29 protein-coding genes and 1 tRNA gene are annotated in these 26,758 nt (G+C 63.1%); 10 read left to right on the top strand and 20 right to left on the bottom strand.

The genetic code is table 11. From position 1 onward, the window contains the following. Positions 1-2: 2 nt before the first annotated feature. The 3 genes from F8R15_RS18820 to F8R15_RS18810 all read right to left on the bottom strand — a co-directional run bounded on the left by F8R15_RS18820 (position 3) and on the right by F8R15_RS18810 (position 2,518). Positions 3-188: a ferredoxin gene (locus F8R15_RS18820; protein WP_038073655.1), complete on the bottom strand. Its 186-nt coding sequence runs from the start codon at positions 186-188 to the stop codon at positions 3-5. Between the two features lie 43 nt (positions 189-231). Continuing rightward, positions 232-1,434 (bottom strand): cytochrome P450, encoded by a 1,203-nt coding sequence (locus tag F8R15_RS18815; protein ID WP_152845619.1) that lies wholly within the window; start codon positions 1,432-1,434, stop codon positions 232-234. A gap of 655 nt (positions 1,435-2,089) precedes the next feature. Then, positions 2,090-2,518, bottom strand: coding sequence for a VOC family protein (locus F8R15_RS18810; protein WP_253732772.1), 429 nt, complete (start codon positions 2,516-2,518; stop codon positions 2,090-2,092). A 435-nt stretch (positions 2,519-2,953) separates the two neighbouring features. On the opposite strand from F8R15_RS18810, the gene soxR reads away from it, so the two are divergent. The 4 genes from soxR (at position 2,954) to F8R15_RS18790 (ending at position 4,866) form a co-directional block, all read left to right on the top strand. Continuing rightward, on the top strand, positions 2,954-3,394 hold the full coding sequence (gene soxR / locus F8R15_RS18805; RefSeq protein WP_152845618.1) for a redox-sensitive transcriptional activator SoxR: 441 nt from the start codon (positions 2,954-2,956) through the stop codon (positions 3,392-3,394). 237 nt (positions 3,395-3,631) lie between these two features. Continuing rightward, entirely contained in the window at positions 3,632-4,048 is a 417-nt protein-coding gene (locus F8R15_RS22140) for a GFA family protein (RefSeq protein WP_152845617.1), read from the top strand. A gap of 260 nt (positions 4,049-4,308) precedes the next feature. Then, positions 4,309-4,521, top strand: a complete 213-nt coding sequence (locus F8R15_RS21830) for a hypothetical protein (RefSeq protein ID WP_253732770.1) — start codon at positions 4,309-4,311, stop codon at positions 4,519-4,521. 72 nt (positions 4,522-4,593) lie between these two features. Continuing rightward, positions 4,594-4,866, top strand: a complete 273-nt coding sequence (locus F8R15_RS18790; protein WP_152845616.1) for a DUF433 domain-containing protein — start codon at positions 4,594-4,596, stop codon at positions 4,864-4,866. Positions 4,867-5,595: 729 nt separating this feature from the next. Here F8R15_RS18790 and F8R15_RS18785 read toward each other — a convergent pair. Next, positions 5,596-6,888: a type II toxin-antitoxin system HipA family toxin gene (locus tag F8R15_RS18785; protein WP_152845615.1), complete on the bottom strand. Its 1,293-nt coding sequence runs from the start codon at positions 6,886-6,888 to the stop codon at positions 5,596-5,598. Further along, positions 6,878-7,216 carry a helix-turn-helix transcriptional regulator gene (locus F8R15_RS18780; RefSeq protein WP_152845614.1) on the bottom strand — a complete coding sequence of 113 codons (339 nt, stop codon included), beginning with the start codon at positions 7,214-7,216 and terminating at the stop codon, positions 6,878-6,880. Before F8R15_RS18780 ends, F8R15_RS18785 begins: the two co-directional genes overlap by 11 nt. Positions 7,217-7,803: 587 nt before the next feature. On the opposite strand from F8R15_RS18780, the gene F8R15_RS18775 reads away from it, so the two are divergent. After that, positions 7,804-7,998 carry a hypothetical protein gene (locus tag F8R15_RS18775; protein WP_152845613.1) on the top strand — a complete coding sequence of 65 codons (195 nt, stop codon included), beginning with the start codon at positions 7,804-7,806 and terminating at the stop codon, positions 7,996-7,998. Between the two features lie 91 nt (positions 7,999-8,089). Here F8R15_RS18775 and F8R15_RS18770 read toward each other — a convergent pair whose 3' ends face one another. The 12 genes from F8R15_RS18770 to iolG all read right to left on the bottom strand — a co-directional run bounded on the left by F8R15_RS18770 (position 8,090) and on the right by iolG (position 21,675). Beyond that, positions 8,090-9,445 carry an MFS transporter gene (locus tag F8R15_RS18770; protein WP_152845612.1) on the bottom strand — a complete coding sequence of 452 codons (1,356 nt, stop codon included), beginning with the start codon at positions 9,443-9,445 and terminating at the stop codon, positions 8,090-8,092. 312 nt (positions 9,446-9,757) lie between these two features. Then, positions 9,758-10,537: a TIM barrel protein gene (locus F8R15_RS18765; protein WP_152845611.1), complete on the bottom strand. Its 780-nt coding sequence runs from the start codon at positions 10,535-10,537 to the stop codon at positions 9,758-9,760. A gap of 22 nt (positions 10,538-10,559) precedes the next feature. Beyond that, entirely contained in the window at positions 10,560-11,366 is an 807-nt protein-coding gene (gene iolB / locus F8R15_RS18760; protein WP_152845610.1) for a 5-deoxy-glucuronate isomerase, read from the bottom strand. Then, the gene (locus tag F8R15_RS18755) at positions 11,363-11,566 is read right to left on the bottom strand and encodes a hypothetical protein (protein WP_152845609.1); all 204 of its coding nucleotides are present in this window, start codon (positions 11,564-11,566) and stop codon (positions 11,363-11,365) included. The genes iolB and F8R15_RS18755 overlap by 4 nt, the downstream gene beginning before the upstream one ends. A gap of 4 nt (positions 11,567-11,570) precedes the next feature. Then, positions 11,571-12,485, bottom strand: coding sequence for a myo-inosose-2 dehydratase (gene iolE, locus F8R15_RS18750; RefSeq protein WP_152845608.1), 915 nt, complete (start codon positions 12,483-12,485; stop codon positions 11,571-11,573). Positions 12,486-12,496: 11 nt separating this feature from the next. Beyond that, positions 12,497-14,353, bottom strand: coding sequence for a 3D-(3,5/4)-trihydroxycyclohexane-1,2-dione acylhydrolase (decyclizing) (gene iolD / locus F8R15_RS18745; RefSeq protein WP_152845607.1), 1,857 nt, complete (start codon positions 14,351-14,353; stop codon positions 12,497-12,499). Between the two features lie 96 nt (positions 14,354-14,449). Continuing rightward, positions 14,450-16,369 carry a 5-dehydro-2-deoxygluconokinase gene (gene iolC / locus F8R15_RS18740; RefSeq protein ID WP_152845606.1) on the bottom strand — a complete coding sequence of 640 codons (1,920 nt, stop codon included), beginning with the start codon at positions 16,367-16,369 and terminating at the stop codon, positions 14,450-14,452. Next, positions 16,366-17,514, bottom strand: coding sequence for a Gfo/Idh/MocA family protein (locus tag F8R15_RS18735; RefSeq protein ID WP_253732768.1), 1,149 nt, complete (start codon positions 17,512-17,514; stop codon positions 16,366-16,368). The genes iolC and F8R15_RS18735 overlap by 4 nt, the downstream gene beginning before the upstream one ends. A gap of 40 nt (positions 17,515-17,554) precedes the next feature. Then, positions 17,555-18,376: an ATP-binding cassette domain-containing protein gene (locus tag F8R15_RS18730; protein ID WP_152845605.1), complete on the bottom strand. Its 822-nt coding sequence runs from the start codon at positions 18,374-18,376 to the stop codon at positions 17,555-17,557. A gap of 1 nt (position 18,377) precedes the next feature. Further along, positions 18,378-19,481 (bottom strand): ABC transporter permease, encoded by a 1,104-nt coding sequence (locus F8R15_RS18725; protein WP_152845604.1) that lies wholly within the window; start codon positions 19,479-19,481, stop codon positions 18,378-18,380. A 124-nt stretch (positions 19,482-19,605) separates the two neighbouring features. After that, complete coding sequence (locus F8R15_RS18720; protein ID WP_078523447.1) at positions 19,606-20,535, bottom strand: sugar ABC transporter substrate-binding protein; 930 nt, start codon at positions 20,533-20,535, stop codon at positions 19,606-19,608. Positions 20,536-20,679: 144 nt separating this feature from the next. Then, positions 20,680-21,675 carry an inositol 2-dehydrogenase gene (iolG, locus tag F8R15_RS18715; protein ID WP_152845603.1) on the bottom strand — a complete coding sequence of 332 codons (996 nt, stop codon included), beginning with the start codon at positions 21,673-21,675 and terminating at the stop codon, positions 20,680-20,682. A 173-nt stretch (positions 21,676-21,848) separates the two neighbouring features. On the opposite strand from iolG, the gene F8R15_RS18710 reads away from it, so the two are divergent. Continuing rightward, complete coding sequence (locus F8R15_RS18710) at positions 21,849-22,871, top strand: LacI family DNA-binding transcriptional regulator (protein WP_078542405.1); 1,023 nt, start codon at positions 21,849-21,851, stop codon at positions 22,869-22,871. A gap of 73 nt (positions 22,872-22,944) precedes the next feature. On the opposite strand, the gene murB is transcribed toward F8R15_RS18710, so the two are convergent. Both murB and F8R15_RS18700 read right to left on the bottom strand, forming a co-directional pair. Further along, positions 22,945-24,009, bottom strand: a complete 1,065-nt coding sequence (gene murB, locus F8R15_RS18705) for a UDP-N-acetylmuramate dehydrogenase (protein WP_152845602.1) — start codon at positions 24,007-24,009, stop codon at positions 22,945-22,947. Next, entirely contained in the window at positions 24,006-24,686 is a 681-nt protein-coding gene (locus F8R15_RS18700) for a metalloregulator ArsR/SmtB family transcription factor (RefSeq protein ID WP_253732765.1), read from the bottom strand. The genes murB and F8R15_RS18700 overlap by 4 nt, the downstream gene beginning before the upstream one ends. A gap of 88 nt (positions 24,687-24,774) precedes the next feature. On the opposite strand from F8R15_RS18700, the gene F8R15_RS18695 reads away from it, so the two are divergent. The 4 genes from F8R15_RS18695 (at position 24,775) to tnpB (ending at position 26,629) form a co-directional block, all read left to right on the top strand. After that, complete coding sequence (locus F8R15_RS18695; protein ID WP_152845601.1) at positions 24,775-25,377, top strand: superoxide dismutase; 603 nt, start codon at positions 24,775-24,777, stop codon at positions 25,375-25,377. Between the two features lie 62 nt (positions 25,378-25,439). Further along, positions 25,440-25,778 (top strand): ferredoxin FdxA, encoded by a 339-nt coding sequence (fdxA, locus tag F8R15_RS18690; protein WP_078523452.1) that lies wholly within the window; start codon positions 25,440-25,442, stop codon positions 25,776-25,778. A gap of 2 nt (positions 25,779-25,780) precedes the next feature. Next, positions 25,781-26,311, top strand: coding sequence for a flavin reductase family protein (locus F8R15_RS18685; RefSeq protein WP_152845600.1), 531 nt, complete (start codon positions 25,781-25,783; stop codon positions 26,309-26,311). Between the two features lie 84 nt (positions 26,312-26,395). Next, a complete protein-coding gene (tnpB, locus tag F8R15_RS22135; protein WP_152845599.1) occupies positions 26,396-26,629 on the top strand; it encodes an IS66 family insertion sequence element accessory protein TnpB in 234 nt (77 codons plus the stop codon). A 34-nt stretch (positions 26,630-26,663) separates the two neighbouring features. Here the strand turns inward: tnpB and F8R15_RS18675 are convergent. Beyond that, a tRNA-Met gene (locus F8R15_RS18675) sits at positions 26,664-26,740 on the bottom strand. Positions 26,741-26,758: the final 18 nt, after the last annotated feature.

Here is a 26,758-nt window from a genome sequence, read left to right as displayed (position 1 = left end):
GATCAGCCGAGGATGATGGCCTGCTCGGGGCAGGCATCGGAAGCAGCTTCGGCATCGGCAACCTGCGAGTCGTCGATCACTTCGACCCAATGGAGATCGCCATTGTCGTCGAAGGAGAAGATCTCCGGCGCGGCGATCACGCATTGCCCGTGCAGCAGGCAGATATCCATGTTGACGTGAACTTTCATCTTACTGGTCCCTCTTGGAATTTTTCGACAGGATTTGCGTTGATCAGGCCGGGTCAAAGGCGATCGGCATCCGGATCGCTCCGGTATTCCCGCTATCTGGAAGCCACTCGACCTCGCCATTGAAGCGCGGGTTCTTCAGGCGTTGCGCGAGCAACTTGAGAGCTTCGGTCATGTCGCCGCGGGCGATGAAGTGGCCGAGACAGTGATGCGCGCCACCGCCGAAGCCGAAATGCGGCTTGCGCTCGGCCGTGATGTCGAAGCTCGCATCGTCGAACACGCGCGGATCGGAGGTCGCCGATTGCGAGAAAAGGTGCAGCGTCGTGCCCTTCTCGATCGGCGTGTCGTTATAGGTGAAGTCCTCGACTGCCTCGCGGGTGACCCAGGTCACGGTGGGACGCACGCGCATAACCTCTTCCACCGCGGCACGGCCCAGCTCCGGCTGTTCGGCCAGAAGCGCCCATTGCTCGGAATGCTCGATGAAGGTTGCCATCGCGAGACCGAGCTGGTTGCGCGTGGTATCGATGCCGCCGAAGATCGCCAAGACGATCATGTCGAGCAACTCCTGATCAGAGAGCTGGCTCTTGTCCTCATTGGCCTTAATCAGCATGCCGATGAAATCGTCTTTCGGCGCGGCGCGGCGTGCCTCGACCAGCTCCTCGACATAGTCAAAGAGCCGCCTCGTCGCCGCCTCGATCGTCGGCAGGTCCTTCTTGAAGGTCACGCCAAGTGCGAGCCCCATATCGGCGGCGATGTCGGCCAGCTCGCGCCAGCGCTCGAAGGGCAACCCCAGAAGCTCGCAGATCACGCCGGTCGCGTAGGGCTCGGTGAATTCGGCGATGAAGTCGCATTCGCCCTTCGGCGCGAACTCGTCGATCAGCATCGTCGCGAGCTCAGTGAATTTCGGCGCCAGCGTCGTGATGAGTTTTGGCGAGAAAGCCGGGTTCGCCATGCGGCGCAGGCGTGAATGGTTGTCGCCCTCTTGGCTGAGAAGCATGCTTTCCCACCAGCGCGCGAATTCCCCGGTGACATCGTTCAACGTTGGCCAGCGATAGGAGCCCTGACGCAGCTTGGGATGCCGCAGAAGCTTTTGCACGTCGTCATAACGCAATACTGCGAGACCGTAATTCGTGCGCGCGCACCAGCACAGCTCGCGGGCACGCATCACTTCGGAGGAGCGGATGGAGAACCCAGGGTCCGAAATATCGAGATAGGGCAAATTGTCTGCGACGATGCTGTCTTGCGTCATTTGGAGAAACTCCCGGTCAAACTCGCGTCTCACCGAGACAACATGCAAGTTTGGTTCCAGAAACCTCCGAACACCACCTAAAACATTGGCATTTAAACGTATTTTTTTATTATAACGTCAAAATCGCAGAAGTTTTTCATGTGGGAGTTGATTCATTCTCTCGCGTTGATGCAAAATCTCATCAGCGTTGACATCCTGCATCATGCGTTTCTCTTCGCTTCCTCCGGAGCCAAAAGCCTCGGAAAACAGTTGGCTTGGAGACGCGTGGAAGCTGCCTCTGAGTCGCTTTGATGGAATGTGAAGCACTTCGAGAAGCAAGCGCTTGAGAGATGGACACCGCAGGATCGTCTTGCCCTTCCAAGTATGAGGGCATGGACGATGATTTCTCCAACGCTCTCCATAAAGCTTCGAGGGTCATGGACGAAAACGAAGAGTTGCTCAGAAGGCTGAAGTGACCATTGCGTGCCACAAATGGCGGTTCTGAGCCGAAGGTGGCCCGCCCAGCCCTGCGTGGCCCGATAAGAACTCCGAGCTGCTGAAGCAGCGTGGCAGTATTTTCGTGCCTGTCCAGTTTCTTCGCCTTCCGGAGATACCCCACCCTTCCGAGAGAGGACGTTTGACAGCTACCACTGCGTGCTGGGAGGGCTGCACATCATTACCCTTGCTCGTCGGTAAAGAAGGGATCGTCGGCGTCCTTCAGGCTGCACACGTTGCCGTCGGGGTCGAGGAACGCGCCGGTCGTGCCCCAGTCGTGCATTTTGACTTCGACCGGCACGCCCTGAGCCTCCAGCAGGCGCGCCGCAGCCTTCACGTCTGAGACGTTGAAGCGCAACGCAACCGGGTTCTGAGAAATGTCTTTCCGGGTGCCTTCGGCGCGTCCGCCGGTCTCGATCATCAAATATCCGCCGCCGAAGCGAAGGCAGGTCAGCCCCGGTTTTTCATACCAGAGCGGCAGGCCGAGCTTGGTTTGGTAGAACTCCACACAGGCCTCGTAGCGTTCGGTGAAAAGGATGAGGCCATGACGTTCGATCATGTCCGCCAGCTTTTTCGCGGGCGCGGTTTCGCTGTCGATTTCCATGGGCATTTCTGATCTCCTGTCAGTGCAATTAGTTATATCGCCTCGCGTCCGGCGGCGCGGGTGGTAGGCCAACGTCGCGCCGGATATGCGAGCAAAGGGTAGTCGTAGGGATCGATTTGGATCTCTGCCGTGACCGCAGCAACGCCCACAACAGCGCGCAAACGACAGACGTCGCTCCGTGGCGGTGGAGCAAGCAATGAACTTCACCGCGCAGCTGCAAATCTCGCGGGTGCGTCTCTGGCATTATGATGCGCTCCCAACGTTCAGCCGGTCGCGCTGGCTTCCTACCTGTCCCGGCATGTGGAAAGCCTGCGACTTTTGAGTCGAAGGATAAGCGTGAATCTTTCGCATTGGTTCTCTCCGTTGACCACCGGACGAGCGACGTTCTAAAAGTTCAAGCCAACTTGAGGTCAATACCGAAATGCGAGAAACGACCGAGCCATGGAAACGACGCTGACCATCAATCAAATTTCACGCCGCAGCGGCATCGCCTCCTCGGCGCTGCGCTACTACGAAGAGCGCGGGCTCATCTCGTCCGAGCGGGCGGGCTCCGGGCACAGACGCTTCCCGCGCCACGTTCTGCGGCGCCTCGCCTTTATCAGTTTCGCTCAGACCCTCGGCATGACGCTTGAAGAGATCAAAACCGAACTCGACAAGCTACCAACAGACCATGTTCCAACCGGAGACGATTGGGCGGTGCTGTCAGAGAAGTGGACGCACCGGGTCGACGAGCAGATTTCCCAACTTCAGCGGCTGCGAAAGACTCTGACCGCTTGCATCGGCTGCGGCTGCCTCTCCTTGAAATCCTGCAAGATGTTCAATCCCAAGGATGAACTGCGTCAGCGAGGGACCGGCCCAAGAAAGTGGATTGAGGATATCTGAGACCGTAGCCAAGGCACGGCCGAAAACGCTGGCGCGATCACCCTAAAGAGTTGGGTGAATTCGCAATAGACGTCATCTTTCAAAGCGCTATCCCGTTTGACGCTGAATGCGCCCACCGACCGTCGACAGATCGATCATCGGCATTTCGGATTGCGTGAGCAGTTGACGCTCGCGTTGCTCCTTGTGAGACTTTGCGCCGGAAGACGACCCAGTCGGAGCGTGTTGAGGGGATTGCAAATGGATAACGAGGTGAACGGAAAGTGCCTGTGTGGAGCCGTGAGGTTTCGCATATCGGGAGAGTTCGAGAGCTTCTTCCTGTGCCATTGCGGGCGCTGCCGCAAAGATAGCGGCACGGCTCATTCTGCGAACCTGTTTTCATCGACAGCTGAGATCACCTGGATGTCCGGGACGGGAAACATCAGGGTATTCCGCGTTCCCGGGACACAGCACGTGAAGAGCTTCTGTGCAGACTGCGGGTCGGCACTGCCGTTCTCTCAAGCGCATGATGGCTCCCTCGTCGTCCCAGCAGGCTCACTCGATAGCCCGATCGACATACGACCCACCGCGCATATTTGCGTCTCCAGTCGCGCGAACTGGGACGATGACCTGGCCTCGATCGATAGGCTCGACGGGCTTCCCGGTCGATCCGGGTAGGCTGGCGCCCCGTCACACACAGCATCCAGAGAGGGAAAAGCGCCCCTCACTGCGTCCGTATAATCGAGCCATGTTTGCACCGGCCTTGAGCGGTCGCAGCTTCCGCCATCCCTGACGGCGAGCCCCAAAAACCATGTCGGGCTTTCCGCGCTCCCTCGGACAGTGTTGGGCTGGTCCAATCAGGGTGATGACGATGAGCTCTGCGATTTCCATCGTACCGAGACCTTACACGCAAGGCATATTCCTGATGTGCGTGGGAGGTGGCCTGCCTGAGCGCCAATGACGCCTTCGCGAAAGCGCTGACCGCCAGCTATTCTCCCCTGCAGATCCTATTCCTGCGCAACGTGATCGCCCTGCCGGCCACGATCGTGATCGCCCTGCCGGCCACGATCGTGATCGCGCTGATCCTGGCGGTCTTTCGCCGGATGTTCGCCGTGATCCTCTGTATAGTGGACTTACCTGCTCTCAAGTAAGTAGGCAGCAAGCATTGCTCTTCATGCAATCTCGCCGGAGAGTTAAGAGATCTATAACTGAACAGGTTTGAAATGACCCAGCCGAGCCGCCCAACAAGCCACCCATCTTTGCTTAGCGATCACCGAGAGTCGCGCGATGAGATACTGGGTGGAGAGCCGGTGATTAAAGGCACGCGGGTCACTTGCCGATCTGTGCTTGGCAGGCTTAGCGACGGCGATACCTTGGATGATCTCTGTGAAGAGCATCCCTCGATTCCAAGAGAAGCATTCGAGGGCGCTGCTACCTACGCCCGCACCCACCCACCCCGTGGGAAATCCTCCGAAGGCAAACCTTGGCGACGATGAGCCAGAAGTGTGCCGATAGAGTTACAGACAAATCTGCTCCTTTTCGAAAATAGCAAATTCGCGAACCGGATTTGGCATCTTTCACTGGCTCTGATGATGTGACCGTCCTCCTTTGTGGATCATCGCAGACCCACCTTGGCACATCGAAGCCGTCGGGGGGCGGTCACATCATCAGAGCCGCAGAGATCATGGATTTTCATGGTCAGGATATATGCCTGCGAGCTTGGATCCCAACTGGTGCCCGGGCTGGTTCCTTATCTCTGGGCCAATCAGGGCAGGCCGGCACAATAGCTGAATTCCACGCGCGACGAGCCGACCGCCCTCACTGACCGTGAGCGTGACAGATTGTGGGTTAGCCAAGCAGAATTGCCTTATCCGAAAAACCTCTTCGGGTGTCGGCGCCGGCACGCCCAGTCTTCGGCGCGCCGCCGAGTTTGCACTCCGCACCACGAGAACGGGCTTCTCCGCTTCGATTTCCAAAGTCTGGGGCACCCCAGAATAGATCCCCGACAAGTGCTCAAGGATGTTCTTCTCCCGGAGGGTGAGGGCGAACCAGTCTTTCGGACCTTGTTCCACCTCAGATTTGACAGTGTTCATCGTTTGCGCCTCATGATTTGGGAGAATGCAGAGAAGTGAGTGGGGCTCGTCTGGGTTAGTCGCGATGCAAGGCCGGTCCGGCAAACCGGTCTTGCATTGAGGCCGGGATGCGTCGGTCAATGAAAATGCGGCTCAGAGCGGGCGGTCGAGACGGGCGATTTTTTCGGGTGCGCCCTCGAAGGCATAGGAGTTGAGTATCGCCCGGTTGCCGAGTGCCCTGATGTCGGTTTCCGTGAGGCGCGCCTCCTCGGCCGCCTCCGCAAAGCCCTCGTGGATGGTCTCCACCTGGTGCACGATGATCTCCATGGCTGCCGCGGCAGAGAGGCCGAACATGGGGGCCGCCTCGATGGCAAGCGCCACCCGGCTCTCGCGCGAGGTGCCATGCACCCGGATCGCCTGATTGGCCTCCCGGCTCATTCGCGGGCGCGGCTCGATGTCGTAGGCTGGCGTGAGCGTGAGCCATTCCCCATCCCAGAAGGCCGCGTGATTGCGGGCGTGATCGTCGGTATTCCCGATCAGGATGTTGAAGACCATCCGGCGGAAGAGCTCGATCTGCGTTTCCTCCGGATTGGTTCCGCCACGCCGTAGGAGGCCCGCCAGCTCCTCATAGCTGCCGTAGTAGCTGCGGTCTTCGTCGAGACCCAACATGGTCAGGGCAGACACCATGTGGCGCCGGGTCCAAAGCTCGCCCTTCGGCGCGCGGTCGAACCGCTCCACAAGCAACACATCGCGGCCCCGCACCTCGATGAGATCGGCCCGCGCCACGTGGATGCCGACGCGCTCGGCGAGCCGCAGACCCACGAGCTCAGCGCCGACGATCTTGTGCGGATCGCGGCTCGAGGGAAACTTCGCGATGAATTTGCGATCCCCATCGGTGATCTGCGCCTTCGGGCGCGCGCCCCCGATCGAGGTGCCATGGTTCATTGCCTCGTCGAGTTCGCGCGGCAGCGGCGTGCCAGCCTCGACCAGGCGGGCCGCCTCCATCATCTCCTCCAGCGTGGCCGTTTGGGTCATCCGCGGCTCATAGGTGCTGGAGGACGCCTGAAAATCGAGCGCGCCAGTGCGGTCCGATCCCGAGAGGAGCATGTAGCTCAGCTCGTCGATCTCGCCGGTGTCAGCTGTGCGGTCGCGCGTGCCCGTCACATATGAATGGATCACCCGGCGCCCCCAGTTGTCCGGTGCCCCATCACGCAGACATCCAGCGATCTTGTGCGGCGCGGAGGGGACCTGGCGGCCCTTCTTCAGCGGCAGCTCGGGTGTGTAGAGCGCGATCGCGTCTCCGCGCTCGAGATAGCTCTGGCCATAGGCGAACTGGTAGAGTCCATCGACGAGGTCAATGCGGCCCGCCACCACAGGGCTCGTGGCGCCAGGCAGCCAGGTCCAGACGAACCCATGCTTGGCCGGATCGATGAGCTTAGAAGTCATCGTCGACCTCCGCCGTCAGCTGGAAGGCGCGCTTGGGCAGGAGCGCATTGACCTCGCGGGTGCTCTCGAGCGCCTGGGAAACCCGCTCGGGCGCCGCATCGAAGAGCGGCACGCCGAGCACGGCCGCCATCTCGAAAGCCGCGCCCAGCGCGGCCCCCATGTCGCCGGCCTCGACCCGCGACACCAGTCCGCGCGACACGCCGGCCCGTTTGCCGAGTTCGGCCGCAGTCATGCGCCGCCGGATCCGCGCCGCGCGGATCATCTCGCCCAGCAGGGCGGCAGCGTCGCGGGCGATCGGCGAGTAGTTTCTGGTACTGGGCTTCGGCATGCCATGCTCCGTAAATAGCGCATATCAATGCGCTATGCATGATTTATGGGCCGCAAGGCGCATGTCAAGGACCAACCAAGAACTTGATCTACAAATGGTGCATTGCGCATCAATATGACCGTTTTACGGAGCTAAAGTAAGCCATGAGGGGCCTTCGCATCGGATACGACGCCTGACAGAAAAGCTTGACGACGACTGATCAGGTCGCATGGTTTCAGTGGACTAAGCGTGCCGCTATGAAAATCACCCATCCCGTTGTCTTTAATATTTTTTCCGCGTTATTCAGTTCTCGGAGTTGGAGCGAAGAAAATGATCTCGGAATCGGAGCCGCCGAGCTTCCCAGTTTCAAAAAATGCCAAGAACATGCGTTCGTTTTCCTTCCCCTCAAAACAGAAAAAAGCTAAGCTCGACTCGGAAAGAACTTTCTTCTCAAGACACTGAATCAAAACGCAAACTTACGCGAAATTTGCGCAAACCTATGCGCAAAAGAACCGCAAAGATTTGCTTGAAACTCGCCAGAATCTAATAACAAAATCAGTGTATAGCCCGCAACGTTGCGCGCAATCCTACATCGGGTTGTGGTGCAGATGACAACGACAGCCAAGAAGCAAAACGACGACACCGTGATCTGCGACATATCCTATCGCGTTGTCTTGGGCCCCGGATATGTCTGGCCGTTTTACTTCAAGTCCTTCGATGTGCATGCCGCCTATGACGCACGCAAGCTCGCGACATTCACCATGAGTGGCGGCGGGTTCACGGTGAGGCTGACCCGGCAGTAGCCGCACGCCGCAGAACGTCCAGGGTGCAGCCACCTGGATCCTCAGCGCGCGGTCCGGCGATGCGGCGGCGACGCCTGACACGGGACTGCGCTCATCGCGCACCGAGGGAACCGCGCTCGCGTGCGAGGCCGAGCATCGCAAACACTGCCAATCCGCTGAACAAGGTGCTCATCACCACGGCCTCGTGCCAGCCCGCGAAGAAGCGCTCGCCATCGCGTCCGGCAATCAGGATCGAGATCAAGGCGATCCCGAGGGCGGAGCCGAGATAGCGCGCGGTATTGTTGGCGGCCGACCCCATCGCGGCGCGCTCGGGCGGGACGGATTGCACCGCCTCATGCCCCAGCGCGGCGTTCAGGATACCGTTCGAGACCCCGGCAATCAGCAGCCCCGGCACGAGGATCGCCCAACTCGCCGCAGGCGTCGCGAGCAGCATCAGGGCCTGCCCGACCGCGCAGCCGACGATCCCGCCGATCACGCGCTGGCGCGAGTTCCAGCGCGCGGGCAAGCGATGCGCGTTGAGCGCGGAGATCGCGGTCAACGCCGACCATGCGAGGAGAACGAAAGCGGCCGTAAGTGGCGTCTGCCCCATGCCGCGCACCAGCACGGTTGGCACCAAAGACATCAGCGCAAGCACGCCCGCGCCCGAGGCGAAAGCCGCGAGTGTCGCGCCGGTGAAGGGCGCATGGGCAAAGAGATCGAGCCGCAGGATCGGGTTCGGAGCCCGGCGTTCGGTGCGCAAAAAGAGAGCCAGAAAGGCGAGCGCGCCCAATGCGAGCAAGCCCACCACGCCGAAAGCTCCCAACCGCAACTCGGTGAGCGCCGAGAGCAGGCAGCCGAGGCCGAGCATCAGAAGCAGGCCGCCCGTGAGGTCGACCCGATGCGGGCTGCGCGGGCTCTCGGGAAGGCGGGCCGAGGCGCTCAGCGCAAGGATGGTCGCCGCGAGCGCAATCGCCCAATGCCCTGCGGGCCATCCGCCAATCGGCAGCAGCGCCGCGGCGAGGATCGGCCCGAGCGCCACGCCCGCGCCAAGGCCCGCGGCCCAGATCGCGGCGGCACGGCGGCGTGGCTCGCCCTCGTAGATCTGGCCGAGAAGCCCGAGGCCGCAGGCCATGATCCCGGCGCTGCCGAGGCCCTGCACGACACGCGCGACGATCAGGAACAGACCGGTCGGCGCGAGTGCAGCGGCAACGGAAGCGAGCGCGGTGAGCCACAGCCCGCCCACGAAGGTCCGCCGCCGCCCCAGCGTATCGCCGAAGGCCCCGGCGATCAGAAGCCCGCAGGCCGCCCCCAATGGCATCCCCGACATGATCCAAGCCTGCTGCGCAGGGCCAAGCCCGAGCGCGGCGGTCATCGCCTCGAGCGTGGTCAGCGGCAGGGTGAAAACAACGAGGGACAGGAGTGTCGCAAGGGCCACGATGGCGAGCGGGGCTTTGGGGGTAACGGGCATTTCAGTTTTCCTTGGTCACGCGATGCCGAAGCCAGACGAGACCGCTCTCCAGCGTCTCGGTCTGACCCAGTTCCAGCGACTTGGTCGGGCCGGTGATCAGCCCCACCTGAGTGGCCGGGTTTGATAGTTAGGGCATGACTGGACCTGGTCCATCGGGACAAGGGATTCCGGGGCCGGTGGACGTTAGCCCAAAGCACAATGCTGTCGTTGGTGTCGTCGTGCCACTGGCGCGACGGTCCACTTCAGTGGCGGAACGGAACAGTATGCGGATCGGAAGAGCGACCAGCACACCGCTTTGCATATCGACGGGTCTCAGAGTGTGAAGGCGGCGCGGAACGCCTCGAGTGCCGCCTCCTCATCGCCCTGCGCGAAGGCCTCCATGGCGACCGGGCCGCGATAGCCCATCTGCTGCAGCGCTTTCGCCACACCGGCATAGTTGATCTCACCTGTGCCCGGCTCGAAGCGCCCCGGATTGTCGGCCACCTGGACCTCACCGATCCAGGGCAGGCTCGCCTTGCACCAGCGGATCAGATCCCCTTCGCCGATCTGCGTATGATAGAGGTCGAGATTGATCCGCAGCTGCGGGCGATCGACGGTCGAGACCAGCGCCAGCACATCCGCGGTAGAGCCGAAGGGGCAGCCCGGATGGTCGATAGGATTGAGGTTCTCGAGCGTGAAGACCACCCCCTCTTCCTCGGCCAGATCGCAAATCCGGTTCAGCGTATCGCAGGCCCGCTGGAAGCTGCCCGGCGCGAAGCTGCCATGCTGCGGGATCGGGATACCGCCGTCCCCAAGCCCCGTGCCATGCAGGTTGAGCCGATCCACGCCCAGCCGCTTGCCAACCGCCGCGGTCTCACGCGCCGAGCGCAGCAGCATTTCCGCCCCCTCTGGGTCACTCAGCCGCCCCTCCAGATAGCCGTTCATGATCGTGTAATTCGCCCCCACCGTCTCGAGCTTGTCGAGGTCGTGTTCCGGCCAATTCCACAACCCCACGCCGAAGCCCATCTCTGTCAGCCGCGCTGCACGCCATTCGATCGGTCGGTCCCGCCAGAGCATCTCTGCGCAGGCCGCCAGTTGAAACGGTTGTTCCATCATCTTCTCCACCCGGATGCCCTCAGGCATCCCGGTCCATGATCCACTGCACCGCCGGATCCGCCTGGAACCGCCAGTTGCGGCGCGGCCCGGCCATGACGTTGAGGTAATACATCTCGAACCCGTAGGGTGCCCCGCAGGGATGATGCCCGCGCGGGACCAGCACCACGTCGCCATCCGAAACCGCCATCGTCTCATCAAGCGTGCCGTCCTCGGTATAGACGCGCTGGATGCCGAAGCCCTGTGCCGGGTTCAGGCGGTGGTAATAGGTCTCTTCGAGATAGGTGATGCGCGGGAAGTCATCCTCGTCGTGACGGTGGCTCGGATAGGACGACCAATGGCCCGCCGGGGTGAAGACCTCGGTCACCAGCAGGCTGTCGCAGTAATCCTCCCCCTCCATCGCGATATTGTTGATGTAGCGCGTGTTGGTGCCTTTGCCGCGCTCGGTCAGGCTGATCCCGTCGGGCCCAATCTTGCGCGCTTCATGCCCGCCCTTGCCGGGTGCTGTGCAGACCGCGATGGTGCAATCCGTCTCGGCCACGGCCTCCCAGTCCTGATCGTTGGGCACATAGAGGCAATGCGGCGGCGTCTTCTCGAAAACGTTCATTCGCTCGCCCAACACGCCCCAGTCCTGCCCGGCGGCTACAACCCGCGCCTTGCCCTCGACCATCACGAGGATCGCCTCGTTCGGACCGGTGGCCTCCGCCGCGCTCTCGCCCGCGCGCAGCCGGTAGAGCGAGAACCCGACATAGCGCCAGCCCGCCGATTGCGGGGTGATCTCATGCACCTTGCCATGGGTGCCAAACGGTTTGCGCAGCAGATCGGTCATTTGTCTTCTCTCGGATTGAAGGTCACGAAAAGACGATAGGCGGCATACCCGCCCATCGCGAGGAACAGGATCGCGAAGCCCGGATCTCCAGCGACGAGTTCGAACAGGCCCCAGCCAAGGGCCACCCCCATCACCAGCAGCCGCTTCCACAGCGGGCGGAACCAGGGCGTGTCGAAATCGAGGAAGCGATCGCGGGCCATGCGCTCAGGCCTGCTCAGTGGCGATCAGCCCCGCCTCGACGGCGGCTGACTTGAGGGTTTTGAGCCCCAAGGACTGATACTCAAACGGGTTGCGGAGATCGGGATCCTGCTCGGCCTCGATCACGATCCAGCCGTCATAGCCCGCCTCCTTCAGGATCCGCAGGAGCGGTCCGAACTCCACGCCGCCCTCAGGATCACCCGGCACGGTGAAGACACCTGCGCGCACCCCGTCCATGAAGGACATGCCGGTGTCGCGGACCTGCCGCATCACCTCGGGGCGAACGTTCTTGGCGTGGAAATGGCGCACGCGGTCGACATATTTGCGCAGGATCGGAACCGGATCGATCCCGTCGCCGCCGAAATAACAATGCCCCGCATCGAACAGCAGCTTCGTCGCAGGCCCGGTCGCCGCCATGAACGCGTCGATCTCGGCAGACGTCTCGACGACAGTGCCCATGTGGTGGTGATAGACCAGATCGACGCCCTGCCCGGCGGTGAACGCCGCCAGCTCCTCGATCTTCGCCCCGAACGCGGCCATCTCGGCCTCTCTCAACACCGGCTTCTCCGACAGCGGCACGTCCTGCCCCTGCACCGAGTTCGACGTCTCACAGGCAATACAGACGGTGCAGCCATTATGCTTGAGCTTGTCGAGATGCGGCTGGATCGCCACTTTCTCATCTTCAACCGATTGCGTCAGAAGGTTCAGCGAATACCACCCGGAGACGAAAGCCAACCCGTAGCCGCTGAGCAATTGCTTGAGCGCTTCGGGATCATCCTGCGGCCAGCGATGGCCATTCTCGATCCCGTCGAAGCCAATCTCGGCGGCCTCGCGCAGGATCTGCTCGGTCGGGATATGCGCGCCCAGGGAATGGTCGTCGTCATTGGCCCAGGCAATCGGGTTCGTGCCGAAACGGATCATCTCTCTCCTCCTCAATTCACCAGCCGCGCGTTTGCGATCTGGGTCAGGTATTCCTCGAAGCGATCACGCTGCTTTTGGCGGTCCGAAACCTCGGGCACTGCCACGTCCCAGAAGAAACCGTGTTCGCCTGCCGTGGTTTCCAGCCCGGTTCCGGGGAAGTCCTTGGCCACGGTGTCGATCACGATGACCGTCGGGATGTCACGCTCGCGCGCAGCTTTCACTTCCGCCTCGAGCTGGTCGGTATCCTTGGCCTTCACCGCATGCGCGCCCATCGCCGCTGCATGCGCGACGTAGTCGATCTCGGGCTGCACCTCGACATTGCAATCGACATACATGTTATTGAAGGGCTCACCGCCGCAGCCCATTGTCTGCAGCCGGTTGATGCAGCCATAGCCGCGGTTGTCGGTCAGGATCACCGTGAAGGGCACACGGCGCATCACCGCCGTCGCGAGCTCCGAATTCGCCATCATGTAGGAGCCGTCACCCACGAAGCAGAGCACGTCACGCTCGGGCCGCGCGAGCTTGAGGCCCATCGCGCCCGCCACCTCGTAGCCCATGCAGGAATAGCCGTATTCCATGTGATAGCCGCCCTGAGACGGCTTCCACAAAAGCTTCAGCGCACCGGGCATCGTGCCAGCCGCACACATCGCGACGGCGTCATCTCCCGTGGCACGTTGCACCGCGCCGATCACCTGACCGTCGGTCGGCAGCGCCGCCTGATCCTCGGGACGCGCGCAATAGGCGTCGACCGCGCGCAGCCAGTCTGCGCGGGCATCGGCATCGGGCGCCTCGGCCCGATAATCGCCAAGTGCGGCGCTCAACTGCTCAAGCGCGACCTTGGCATCGGCCACCAGGCTTTCGGCCCCGTGCTTGGCCGCGTCATAGCCGTGGATATTGATGCTCACCAGCTTCGCCCCTGCCCCGAACAGCGTCCGCGAGCCGGTGGTGAAGTCCTGGAACCGCGTGCCGACCCCGATCACCAGATCGGCGTTTTGCGAGGCGGTATTGGCCGCCGCCGAGCCGTCCACGCCGGACGCCCCGAAACTCATCGGATGGCTCTGCGCGAGGCTCGACTTGCCCGCCTGCGTCTCGGCCACCGGAATCTGGTGCTTCGACGCGAACTCCGCGAGCGTGTCCTCGGCTTGGCTATAGACCACACCGCCACCGGCGATGATCACCGGGTTCTTCGACGCCTTCACCATCTCCGCGACCCGCGCCAATTCCCCCGCATCGGGAGCGGGACGGCGAATACGCCAAACGCGGGGCTCGAAGAACTCCACCGGGTAATCATAGGCCTCGGCCTGCGTGTCCTGACAGAAGGCCAGAACGGCGGGGCCGCAATTGGCCGGATCGGTCATCACCCGCAGCGCCCGCGGCAGCGCGGACAGGATATGCTCAGGCCGCGAGATCCGATCGTAATAGCGCGAGACCGGGCGGAAGCAGTCATTCGCGCTGACGGTGCCATCGTCGAAATCCTCGACCTGCTGCAGCACCGGATCGGGACGACGCGTCGCAAACACATCGCCCGCCACGATCAGCACCGGCAACCGGTTCACATGCGCCAGTGCGGCAGCTGTTACGAGGTTCGTCGAGCCCGGCCCGATGCTTGATGTCACCGCATGGGCGCGCGTGCGCTTCTTGCCCTTGGCATAGGCGATCGCCGCATGACCCATCGTCTGCTCGTTCTGCCCGCGCCAGGTCGGGAAGACGTCCTTGTAGGCATGCAGCGCCTCGCCGATCCCGGCCACGTTGCCATGGCCGAAGATCGCCCACATCCCTTCGATGAACCGCTCGCCATCCTCGGTCATCTGCACCGAGAGCCACTTCACCATCGCCTGCGCGGCGGTCAGCCGGATCGTCTCGCTCATCTCTCTCTTCCTCTCTGGGGCCACTTCCTCTTGGCCCAAATATCCCGGGGGGCTCCCGTCAGGGAGCGGGGGCAGAGCCCCCTCTCCGCTGACACCTCAAGCCGCCTTGGCTGCCTTCGCCCGCGCTCCGTCCCAGATCCCGCAAAGTCTCGTGTAGCGTCGCGCCATCTCGGCCACGGCCTCGGCATCGGTCAGCTCACCCTGCATCCAGGCCCGCGCCACGTCGCCAAAGATTGTCCGGCCAACGGCAAAGCCTTTGACCAGATCGAACCCGGCCGCGACCTCGAAGCTCGCCGCCAGTTCCGCCTCCGGCGCATCCAAGCCCAGCACCACGATCCCGCGGGTGTGCTTGTCGTAGTCCTCGATGGCGGCCACGGCCTTGGCCCATCCGGCCGCGTCCGCCATCGGTTCCAGCTTCCACCAATCCGGGTAGATGCCGATCTCGTAGAATTGCCGGATCAGGGTCGCGGTGGTGTCGGCATCGACCGGCCCCACCTTGGACGGAATGACCTCGAGCAGGAATTCCAGCCCGTTCCTGCGCGCCGCGGTAAAGAGGCGCTTGACCACGGCCTCCTGAGTGGCGCGGGTCTCGGCATCGTCATTGGGGTGGCAGAAGCACAAAACCTTCACCACCTCTTCGCGCGCCCATTGGGTCAGACCGCCGCAATCGGGGCCCAGTTCCGGCTCCAGTTCCAGCGGGCGCGAGCCCGGCCATTCGCAGGGCCGCCCGATCCAGAGGCCCGACCCGGAGGCCGCATGCAGCGCCGCGCGCCCGATCCGGTCATCGCACAGAATACCGTAGCCCGGCCGCCCGTCCTGCACCTGGGTTGCCGCCGAAAGGCACAGCTCCTTGAACGCGCCACCCTTCTTGAGCGTGTAGCCCGGCATCTCTTCGAGCTGCATCCGGTGATCGAAGGCGAAGACCCGGTAATCCGGCCAATCGGGCAGAGAGCGCGTGTGCCGGTTGGTCGACCAGTGGATCTGCTCCAGCTCCGCATCGTTGCGCAGATCAGGCTGCTTCACCCCGCGCTTGAGGAAGAATTCCAGCTCGGTCAGCGAGGGATAGGCGGGCGTGCAGCCATGGCGCGAGACCGCAAAGGCCCCGCAGGCATTCGCGTATTCCAGCGCCTTCGGCCAGCTCTCGCCATCGAGCCAGCCCTTCATCAGACCCGAGAAGAACCCGTCACCCGCGCCCAGCACGTTGAACACCTCGATCGGGAAGCCCGGGCCGGTCTGGCCGTCATCGAGGCTGTCGGGAATGTCGCCCTCGAAAGCCACCGCGCCGGCGGCTCCGCGTTTGCACACCAGCGTGGCGTCGGAAACCTTGCGCACCGCACGCAGCGCCGTAATCGTATCGGTCGAGCCGCCCGCGATGTGGAATTCCTCTTCCGTGCCCACGATCAGGTCGAAATGGTGCAGCGTGGCCATTAGCTTCTCGGTCACCTCGGCGCTCTCCACGAAGCGGCTCTCGCCCTCGCCATGTCCCGCCACGCCCCAGAGGTTCGGGCGGTAGTCGATGTCGAGCGCAGTCTTCGCCCCATGCTTTCGGGCCAGTTCCAGCGCCTTGAGCACCGCCGCCCGCGTGCGCGGATGCGACAGGTGCGTGCCCGTCGCGAGCACCGAGCGCGTCCGCGCGATCAGCGCCTCGTCGATATCCTCCTCGCTCAGCGCCATATCCGCGCAGTTCTCGCGGTAGAAGATCAGCGGGAACTGTTCCTCGTCGCGAATGCCGAGGATCACCAGCGCCGTCAGCCGCTCCGGGTCGGTCGCAACGCCGGTCACATCCACCCCCTCGCGCAGCAACTGCTCGCGGATGAAGCGGCCCATATGCTCGTCGCCAACGCGAGTGATCAGCCCGGACTTCAGCCCCAGCCGCGCCGTCCCGCAGGCGATGTTCGTCGGGCTCCCGCCGATATACTTCTCGAACGAGCCCATATCCTCCAGACGCCCGCCAATCTGCGCCCCATACAAATCAACGCCTGCCCGGCCAATCGTGATCACGTCGAGGTTTTTCATGCCATATCTCCGATCCGGATCGGGGCGCCGTTCGAGCGCGCCATCGCGTGGATCACCGTCTCGATTTCCAGACCGACGGCGAAATCGGGGCCGGCATTCGGCCCGCCCGCGATGGCTGCGCAGAGGTCGCGCGCCTCGATCACTTTCTGTTCGTTGAAGCCGAAATTATGCCCCGGCGCGGGGCAGAAGGCGGCGAAATCGGGCTGATCGGGGCCGGTCAGGTGACGGGTGAACCCCGCCTCTCCGGCGCGATGCAACCACAGCTCGTTCATGTTCTCCTGATCGAAGACCAGCGTGCCGTCCGATCCATGGATCTCCCATTGCAAACGACACTTACGCCCGCGCGCCACCCGCGACGTGGCGAACGAGCCCTGCGCGCCGCTCGCGAACCGGATCAGGGCCAGCGCGCTGTCCTCGTTCTCGACCGGCTTGGGGCCTTCGGGGGAAGTGCGCTCGGAGATCGCGATTTGGGTCATCGCGGTCAGCTCCTCAACCGGCCCCATCAGCGCCACCATCTGCGACACGAGGTGGCAGCCCAGATCGCCCAAGGCGCCCAGACCACCAGCCTCGCGCGTCATCCGCCACGACCACGGGAGGCGCGGGTCGGCGGAATAGTCTTCGTCATAGACGCCCCGGAACGCGCGGAGCGTGCCGATCGCGCCCTCCCAGATCAGCTTGCTGGCCATCTGGAAAGCGGGAGACCGAAGGTAGTTGTAACCGAGGATCGTGACCTGCCCGGGATGCTCCGCTGCGAGCCCGGCCATCGCCCGCGCATCTTCCAGCGTCAGCGCCATCGGCTTTTCCAGCCAGACATGCTTGCCCGCACGCAGGGCGGTCTCGGCCATCGGGCGGTGCAATCCGTTGGGCGCGGTGATCGAGACCACATCGACCGCCGGATCGGCGCAAGTCGCCTGCCAATCGTCGCTGCCACGCGCGAAGCCGAACTGCTCAGCGAAGGCGCGGGCCTTGTCGGAGGGCGTGTCGCAGAGGATCTCCAACCGGGGATGCGCGCCGCCGAAGACGGTCGCGAGGTTGCGCCACGCCATGGCATGACATTTCCCCATGAAGCCGGTCCCGATCAGGGCCACGCCAAGCGGAGTTTCGGGCATCGGAAGCGCCATGTCACCCTCGGTTGCTGAAGTCATTCTTGTCCGTAACAGGGACGCGCGACGCCCCTGCCGCTTGTCAGATCGTGCCGCCGAGCGAGCCTTCGAGCTGTGCCATCTCCTGGCCACCGGCCATCAGATCCTGCAACTCGTTCGGCGTGATCTCGCCCCGGGTTGCGGTGCCCAGCGTCTTGCCGCGATTGAGCACGGTGAAGCGGTCGCCCACCGCCATCGCATGGCGCACGTTATGGCTGATGAACACGACACCCACGCCCTGCTTGCGCACCTTGTCAATCGTGGCGAGCACGTTCGAGGTCTGGCGCACGCCAAGCGCCGAGGTCGGCTCGTCGAGGATCAGAACCTTCGCGCCGAAATAGACCGCGCGGGCGATGGCAACGGTCTGGCGTTCGCCCCCCGAGAGGGTGCCCACCGCCTGATCGGGACCGCGGAGGTTGATGCCCATATTTCGCATCTCTTCGACGCAGACCTCATTGGCTTGCTTCACGTCGAAGCGCTTGAACGGGCCCGCCCCTTTCGTGGGCTCGCGCCCCATGAAGAAATTGCGCGTCACGCTCATCAGGGGGATCATCGCGAGGTCCTGAAACACCGTGGCGATCCCGGCCTCCATCGCATCGCGCGGGCTCGAGAAGTTCATCGGCTTGTCCTCGAACAGGATCTCGCCCTCGGTCGGCTTGTGCACGCCCGACATCGTCTTGATGAAGGTCGATTTGCCCGCGCCGTTATCGCCGAGAAGGCAGTGACACTCGCCGGGGCGGATATCGAAGCTGACACCGGCCAGCGCGATCACGTTGCCGAAGTGCTTCTTGATGCCGCGCATCTCGAGGATGGGCTTGGCGTCGGCGGCGACGGCGCCGTGATGGAATGCGGTCTCAATTTCCATATCAGCGTTCCCCCGTCACGCGCTTGCGGATCACGTTGTTGAAGATCACGGCGAGCAGCAGCATCCCGCCCAGGAAGACTTGGAACCAGTCCTGATCAATCGAGGTGTAGGTCAGGCCGATCACGACCATGCCGAAGATGATCGAACCGAAGAAGGCGCCGATCGCCGAGCCGTAACCGCCGGTCAGCAGCGAGCCCCCGATCACCGCGGCGATGATCGCCTCGAATTCTTTCTGGAAGCCGCGACGCGCATCGGTGGAGCCCGCGTCGATCACGGTCATGATGGCGACGAGCGCGGCGCAACAGGCGGTCACGATGAAGAGCGTCGTCTTCACCCGGTTGACCGGCACGCCCGAATTGGAGGCCGCGTTCTTGTCGCCGCCGGCAGCGAAGATCCAGTTGCCGGCGGGGGTGCGCAGCAGGATCCAGGTGGCAAACAGCGCGATACCGATGAACCACAGGATCTCGACCGGCACGCCCGGCACTTTCGGCGCGCCCGACTTGAACGTGTCGATCCAGCCCCACTCGGCGAGCTTCGCGAAGAGACCCGTGAACGCGTCGCCCGAGAAGAACGGTGCCAGCCAGTCATCACCCACCGCATCGCGCACGCCGCGCAGCTGGGTCGAGCCGCCGGTCAGATATTTCAGCCCGACGAGCGACAGGCCGCGCAGAATGAACAGGAAAGCCAGCGTGACGATGAAGGAGGGCAGCCCCGTGCGGATCACCAGCTGCCCGTTCACCACGCCCATCATGCCAGCGAAGATCAGCGTGCCGGGAATGGCCACGATCAGCGGCAGTCCCAGATTGACCACGAGCGCGCCGAAGATCATCCCCGCGAAGGCGACCATCGAGCCGATCGAAAGGTCGAACTCTCCCCCGATCATCAGAAGCGACGCGCCGATGGCGAGAATGCCGAGCTGGGCCGCGGGCGTCAGGAAGTTCATGATCCCCGAAAGGGTGAACATCGACGCATTGGCGGTGAAGAGAAAGAAGATCGTCACGAGAATGAGCCCGGCGATCGCGCCCAGTTCGGGCCGCTTCATCAAGCGCGCGAGAACTGTCTCCTCGCGGACGCGCTCGTCGGTAACCGTGGAGTCGGCAGGCATTATACCCTCCCTGAGAATGCTGGTTCGTGGCGCTTTCGGTTCCGCGACCGCCCGCGGTGGCGCCGATGGGATGCGCGCGCGTCAAAGGGCGCGCGCATCCCGGTATCAACTCATCCGATATGGATCAGCGAATGCCCTTGGCCGACAGGTCGACCACCTGAGCCGCCTTGTCCTTGGTGATCAGGTTCGGACCCGAAGCGACGTTCGACGCCGGGATGAGGCCGTATTTCGCGTTGAGCGCGAGGAACGACACCGGCAGATAGCCTTGGAGATACTGCTGCTGGTCGATCGCGAAGGCCGCGTCACCATTCTCGACATCCTTCAGGAAACCCGGGGACAGATCGAAGCTCGCGACGTTGATCTTGCCGCCACCTTCACCCAGCGCCTTGACCGCCTTGACCGAGGGTTCGCCCGCCGTCGCCGCACCCAGCGCCAGCACGGTGTCGATCGACGTATCGGATTGCAGGGCTGCGCGCACCTTGGCCTCGATATCCGCCGGATCATTGGTGGTCGGCAGCACTTTCACCTGACCGCCAAAGCCCTTGGCGAAACCGGCGCAACGCTGGTCGAGCGAGACATTTCCGACCTCCTGGTTGACGCAGAGCCCGTTCTTGCCACCCATCTCCTTGAGCTTCTCACCCGCGCGCTCACCTGCGGTGAATTCGTCCTGACCGACATGCAGCAGCGCACCCAGCGATTTCGACACATCCGATCCGGCATTCATCGTGATCACCGGAATGCCTGCGGCAACGGCCCGCTTGATCGACGGGCCAAGCGCGTCCGCATCGGGAACCGAGACGACCAAGCCGTCGGGCTCCTGGTTCACGGCGGCGTCGATCAGCTGGCTCATCGCGACCATGTCGAAGGTCTCGGGCGAGCGGTATTCGACATTCACGCCAGTATCCTTCGCCGCCTGTTCGACGCCGTTCTTCACAACCGACCAGAACGGATCGTTGGCCTGCCCGTGCGAGACCACGACGATATCCGTCGCGAATGCCGGTGCAGCGAAAGCCACGGCGGTGGCCGCAACTGCAGCACGCAGAAACTGTTTCATGTGATCCTCCCAGATTCACTTTCTGTTTGTCACCGCACCGCGCTCCTCCATGTCGCGTCCGATGCGGCCCGGCCGATCCCTTCGGCCTTTGAACCACAGGCACCTCCTCGCGCCTGCGATTTCCGTCCACTCCGAGGCAGCGCCTCAGAGAGTCGCCAGATCGACGGCTTCCCCCATCTTGGCGGATTTCGTTGCGGCCTCGGCCATCGCGAGCGCGGCCACGCCATCCTCGAGTGTCACGGGCATCGGTCGACCCTCTGCCAGAGCAGTGACGAAGGCGTCCCATTCTGCCGCGTAGGCGGGCATGTAACGCTCGAGGAAGAAATAAGTGGGCTTGGCCGAAGAGACGCCGGCCACGGTCGATTTTGAGACCGTGTTCTCCAGCATGTTCGCCGCGCTCAGCAGCCCCTCCGAACCCAGCAATTCGACGCGCTGATCGTAGCCGTAGACAGCCCGGCGCGAGTTCTTGATCACGGCAATACGCCCGTCTGCATAGGTCAGCGTGACCACGGCCGTATCCACGTCGCCCGCCTCCCCGATCGCCGGATCGACGATAGAGGAGCCAACTGCGCGAACGCTGACCGGCGCCCTGTCCATGATAAAATTCGCCATGTCGAAATCATGGATCATCATATCGCGGAACAGACCGCCCGAGACCTTGATGTAAGAGACCGGCGGCGGCGCAGGATCGAAGGATGTGACCGAGAGCAGCTCGGCTTTGCCGATCTCTCCGGCGTGGGCGGCAGAGCGCAGTGCGCCGAAATTCGGATCGAACCGACGGTTGAAGCCGATCATCACAGGCTGGCCGGTTTTCGAAACCGCCGCGAGGCAGGTTTTCGCCCGTTCAAGCGATAGATCGACCGGCTTTTCGCACAGCACAACCTTGCCTGCCGCCGTCGCCTTCTCGATCAGATCCGAATGGGTGTCGGTCGAGCTGGCAATGAGCACCGCGTCGATGTCGGGATTGGCAATGAGTTCCTCGGAACTTGCCGCTTTCGCGTCGTATTTCGCAGCGAGCGCCTGCGCCGCCTCCGCGTTCACATCCGAGACCGCGACAAGCGTGCTGCCCGGATGTCCGGCAATATTTACCGCATGCACCTGACCGATACGGCCGGCGCCCAGCAACCCGACTTTCAACATGCATTCCTCCCAGAACCGATCCGATTCGACCGATGACTGGCGCTAACATCATCCGTTTTGCACGCGCGTGCAAGAATTTTTTGCACGCGCGTGCAAAACGGGACTCCGCTGCCGCTCTTTTCTGTGTGTATGCTGGCAAGAAAGCTGATAGGTCAGCTTTTGAGGAGAACCCGATGAGCGACGTGCGCAGACCGAATTTCGAAAACAACATCACCGCCGATGATGTCGCCGAAGCTGCCGGTGTCTCGCGCTGGACGGTCAACCGGGCCTTCAAGAAGGACGCGTCGATTTCGCCCAAGACCCGGACCAAGGTGATGGAAGCGGCGAGCAAGCTCGGCTACGTGCCCGATCTGCGCGCAGCCGCATTAGCCTCGGACCGGTCGAACCTCGTCGCGCTGCTGGTCGATGACTTCGCCAACCCGCATAAACTGGTGATGATGGAGCGGCTCACGCGCATCCTGCGCAAGCATGGCTGGGATACGCTTCTGGTGAACACGCTCGACCGCGACGATGCGGGCCATGCGATCCTCAACGCCAGCCAGCGCCGCGTCGATGCCGCGATCCTGATCGGGATTCAGTTCGACGACGAAGTGCTGGAGACCGCTCTGCACGCCCGCCGCTTCCACAAGCTGATTATCTTCGCGCGCACCTCGCGCCATCCCGACACGATCTCGATCGCGGTGGACGACGCTGCCGCGATGCAGGAGATTGCCGCCTATGTTGCGGAACAGGGCTATCGCCGCCCGCTCTTCCTCGCGGGTCCACGCACCTACTCCGCGCATCTGCTGCGCAAGGAAACCTTTCTGGGCTGCTGGGAGCGGCGTTTCGGGACCGTCCCCGAATTCGCCGAAGTGCCCGCCTATGACCCGATCCTCGCAGAGCAGGTCGTGACCCGGATTCTCACCGATCGCCCGCGCGACGAAATGCCCGACATCCTCGTCTGCGAGAACGACGCGCTCGCCATCGGCGCGATCGACGTGATCCGGCACAAGCTCGGCCTGCGCATTCCCGAGGATATCGCGGTGACGGGCTTCGACGACGTGCCGCAATGCCAGAGCCCGAATTACGCATTGACCACCTATCGCCAGCCCCTGACGGAGATGGCCGAATATCTGGTCGAAGTGCTCGAAAGCAGCGAAGACCGCGACTTCGACCGCGCGTTCAAGGGCAAGCTCGTCCCCCGCGCAAGCGCCTGACTCCGGAGGGCAAGCGCATCGGTCGACTGGAATAGAGGGCTGATCATTCGCCGTGTGACGCACGCATGTCGACTCAGCGCCCGATCAATGCCGGTTCCTGTACGAGAGAGACACCGAAGCGTGCGCGGACCGTTTCTCGGGCGTAATCGGCAAGCGCGATGACGTCCTCGACCGTCGCACCGCCGAGGTTCACGAGGATCAGCGCGTGCGCTTCAGAGAATCCGGCACCGCCCCTGCGGACCCCCTTCAGGCCGCAGAGATCGAGAAGCCTCGCCGCCGAGAGCTTCACGCCGCCCGGGACCTGATGCCCCGGGACGTCCGCCAAGCGTCGCGCGGTCGCGACCGAGACGATCGGGTTGTGAAAGAAAGACCCGACATTGCCGATATCCCTCCAGTCCGGGATCTTCGCCGCGCGTTGGGCCAGAACGGCTTTCATGATCCTGTCCGGGCTGAGCGGGCCGGGCAGGTCGGCCAGACCGGCATAGCCGAGATTCGGCTTCCAATCCGTGGGCAGCCGAAGCGTGACCCCGGTGACGAGCTCAACGCCCGGCCTCTCCTTGAAACGGCTGTGCCGATAGGCGAAGCCGCAGTCGCGTGCCGAAAGGCGTCGAGCGGTCCATGTCTCCGTGTCGATAATGTCGACGCTCTCGACCAGATCCTTCAGCTCCACTCCATAGGCGCCTATGTTCTGGACTGGCGCCGCGCCGACGGTGCCCGGTATCCCGGCAAGGTTCTCGAGGCCGCCGATACCCTGCTCCACCGTCCGGCGCACCAGGGCGTCCCAGTTCTCGCCCGCCCTTGCCGTGACGCGCACACCATCGGAAGCACGCGTCACGCTGCGACCAAGCAATCCGTTGATCCCGACCACGCCGTCGATCTGCTCGGCCAGCACGCAATTGCTCCCGCCGCCCAGCAGGTGAAACGGCAGACCGAGACGCCCGGCGTATTGCGAGGCGGCGATGATCTCGGCTTCTGTGCGCAGCACCCCGCCGAACCGGGCCTGCGACCGCAAGCCCAGCGTGTTGCGGCGGCTCAGGTCGAACGCGGCCTTCAGCGGTGTCGGCGACTGCGCGACGGGGGGCGTCCACGCACCGGGCCTGCCAGCGCGCGCAACGTCGGTCCGCCGCTCCGCGCTCATGTCACGGCGTCGCGGATGACATAGGTGCAGCGGCGACCGCCCTCGACGATATGTTCAACCCGCTCGACCGAGACATCCTCGCCCAGTACAGCCTTGAACACCGCCTGTTCGGCCCGACAGAAGCCCTGACAGAAAGTCGCCGCGGCGCAGATCGGACAATGGTTCTCGACAAGGAGAAGGGTACCGTCCCCATGACGCTCGGCAGAGGCCATGTAGCCTTCGGCATTGCGCAGCTCGGCCAGCTTCTCGACCCGTGCAGCCAGATCGCCACAGCCCGTCATTTCTGCCTCGTAGAGCGCCTGCGTCGTCGCCTCTCGGGCCTCGATGATGCGCTCGAGCGCCTCCTCCCCCAGAACACCGGAAATGCTGCGCAGAATCTCCACGGTCAGCGCGGCATGCGTGTCCGGAAACCGGGCCTGCCCCTTTTCGCTCAGATGCCAGAAGACCGCAGGTCGCCCCCGCCCGGAGGCGCGACGTTCATCTGCGACCAGCCCCTCTTCGGCGAGTTTCAGCAGTTGCTGCCGCGCGGCCTCTCCGGTGATGCCGAGGCGGGCCCCGACCTGCGCCGAGGTCAGCGCCCCGTGCATCTTCAACGCCATCAGGATGCGCTCAGAGGCGGAGCGCGGCGACCAGCCTGAATCTTCCATCGCGTATTTTTCCAAGCTATCGCTTGACATATTCGCCTCAATCTTTTTCAAAGCACTTACTTGATTAATTAACCCGCCGCAGGCTGCGGCGCAACCACCCCCCCGCAGGAGACCTGACATGGCTTTCGAACTTCCCGCACTGAACTTTTCCCATTCCGCACTGGCTGACCGCGGCATGAGCCAGGAAACGCTCGAACTACACCACGACAAGCACCATCAGGCCTATGTGACGGCGCTCAACGGCTTCGTCGAGAAGACCGCCGACCTTCAGGGCAAGACTCTGGAGGAGATCGTCGTCGCCACTTACGGCGATCCCGCACGCGAAGGCATCTTCAACCAGGCGGGACAGCACTGGAACCACATTCATTTCTGGAACGCCCTTTCGCCGCAGGGCGGCGGCATCCCCGGCGCACTCGAGTCGCGACTGATCACCGATTTCGGCTCTGTCGACGACTTCAAAGCGGCGTTCAAGGCCGCAGCAACCGGGCAATTCGGTTCGGGTTGGGCCTGGTTGATCCAGAAGCCCGACGGCAGCCTCGGCGTGACCAAGACGCCGAACGGGGTGAACCCACTCGCCATCGGCGAGGGTACGGCACTGCTGGGCCTCGATGTCTGGGAACACAGCTACTACGTTGACTTCCGCAACCGTCGGCCGGACTACGTGACGAACTTCCTCGACAATCTCGCAAATTACGAGTTCGCGGCGTCGAACCTCGCCTGATGCACCGAGTGCCGTGCGCACCACCTGCGCACGGCCTCTTCCAAGCTCATGAGCCCCTCCCCATGACATACGTCGTCACCGAAAACTGCATCGCCTGCAAATACATGGATTGCGTCGAGGTCTGCCCGGTCGATTGCTTCTATGAGGGCGAAAATGCTCTCGTGATCCACCCCGATGAATGCATCGACTGCGGCGTCTGCGAACCCGAGTGCCCCGCCGACGCGATCCGCCCCGACACCGATCCTGACGGCGAAGGCTGGGTCGACTTCAACCGTAAATATGCAGAGGTCTGGCCTGTCATCGTCGCGATGGGCACCCCGCCCGCGAATGCCGACGAGATGGATGGCGTGCCGAACAAGCTGCAAACGCATTTCTCGCCCGAGCCGGGGCAAAAAGGATAGTCATGAGCACTGAACTCTCACAGGCTTCCTATGCCATGATCGACGCCGGGCTGGACACGCAAGCTGCGTTCCGCGAGGCGATGTCTGCGTTGGCCGCAACCGTTTGCGTTGTGAGCGCCGCGCGGGACAGCGACCGCGTAGGGCGCACCGTCACCGCAGCGCTCTCGCTGGCGGTCGATCCGCCGTCGCTGCTGGTCTCCATCGACTCCAGCGCCCGCCTGGCATCGCTGATCCGCGCGCAGGGCGGGTTTTCCTTCGCGATGCTGCAAGCGGACCAGCAGGCGGTGGCCGAGGCTTTTGCCGGCAAGGTCGCGCCGGAGAAGCGGTTCGAGCACGGCGCATGGGACACCTGGCCCTCCGGCCACCCGCGCCTGCACGGTGCCGTGGCCACGATGGACTGCGCCCTCGTCGGAGAGATCGAGACGACCGATCACGTGCTGTTCGTCGGGCGTCCACGGAAGATCGACCTCTCCGCAAACGCCAAGCCACTGGTCTGGCACGGCCGTCAGTTCAATACCGTCACCCCGCTGTGACGGCTGCGACAGCCACGAGATCCGGGCGGATTACGCCCGTTGGGGCTATCGTGCCTCGTTCCGCTACATCACCGACGTGCCGGAATGGTTCGCGGCGCACAAGCCTTCCGATACACTCGTAGGTTCAAGATCTACCTAGCAACGCAACCAGTCGACATCCGAACAGGGATCGATGGGCTTGTTAACTCCGTTTCGGGGAATTTTGATCTCGACCCTTTCTCACGGGGCTTCTTCGTGTTCCGCTTGAAGGAACGGGACAAGATCAGCTTCCACAGCGCTTCCACTGTGTTTATCGCAACGCAAAAGCCTCGCGGGTAGCGAGGCTAAGCGTTTGCTTTTCTTCATAAGACATTGGTTGCGGGAGTAGGATTTGAACCTACGACCTTCAGGTTATGAGCCTGACGAGCTACCGGGCTGCTCCATCCCGCGTCCGTTGAGCGTTTGCCT

Origin of the sequence: Thioclava sp. JE_KL1 (assembly GCF_009296265.1) — a bacterium.
GTDB lineage: Bacteria > Pseudomonadota > Alphaproteobacteria > Rhodobacterales > Rhodobacteraceae > Thioclava.
The sequence above is the reverse complement of the archived record's forward strand: the minus strand, read 5'-3'. Positions and strand labels throughout refer to the sequence as shown.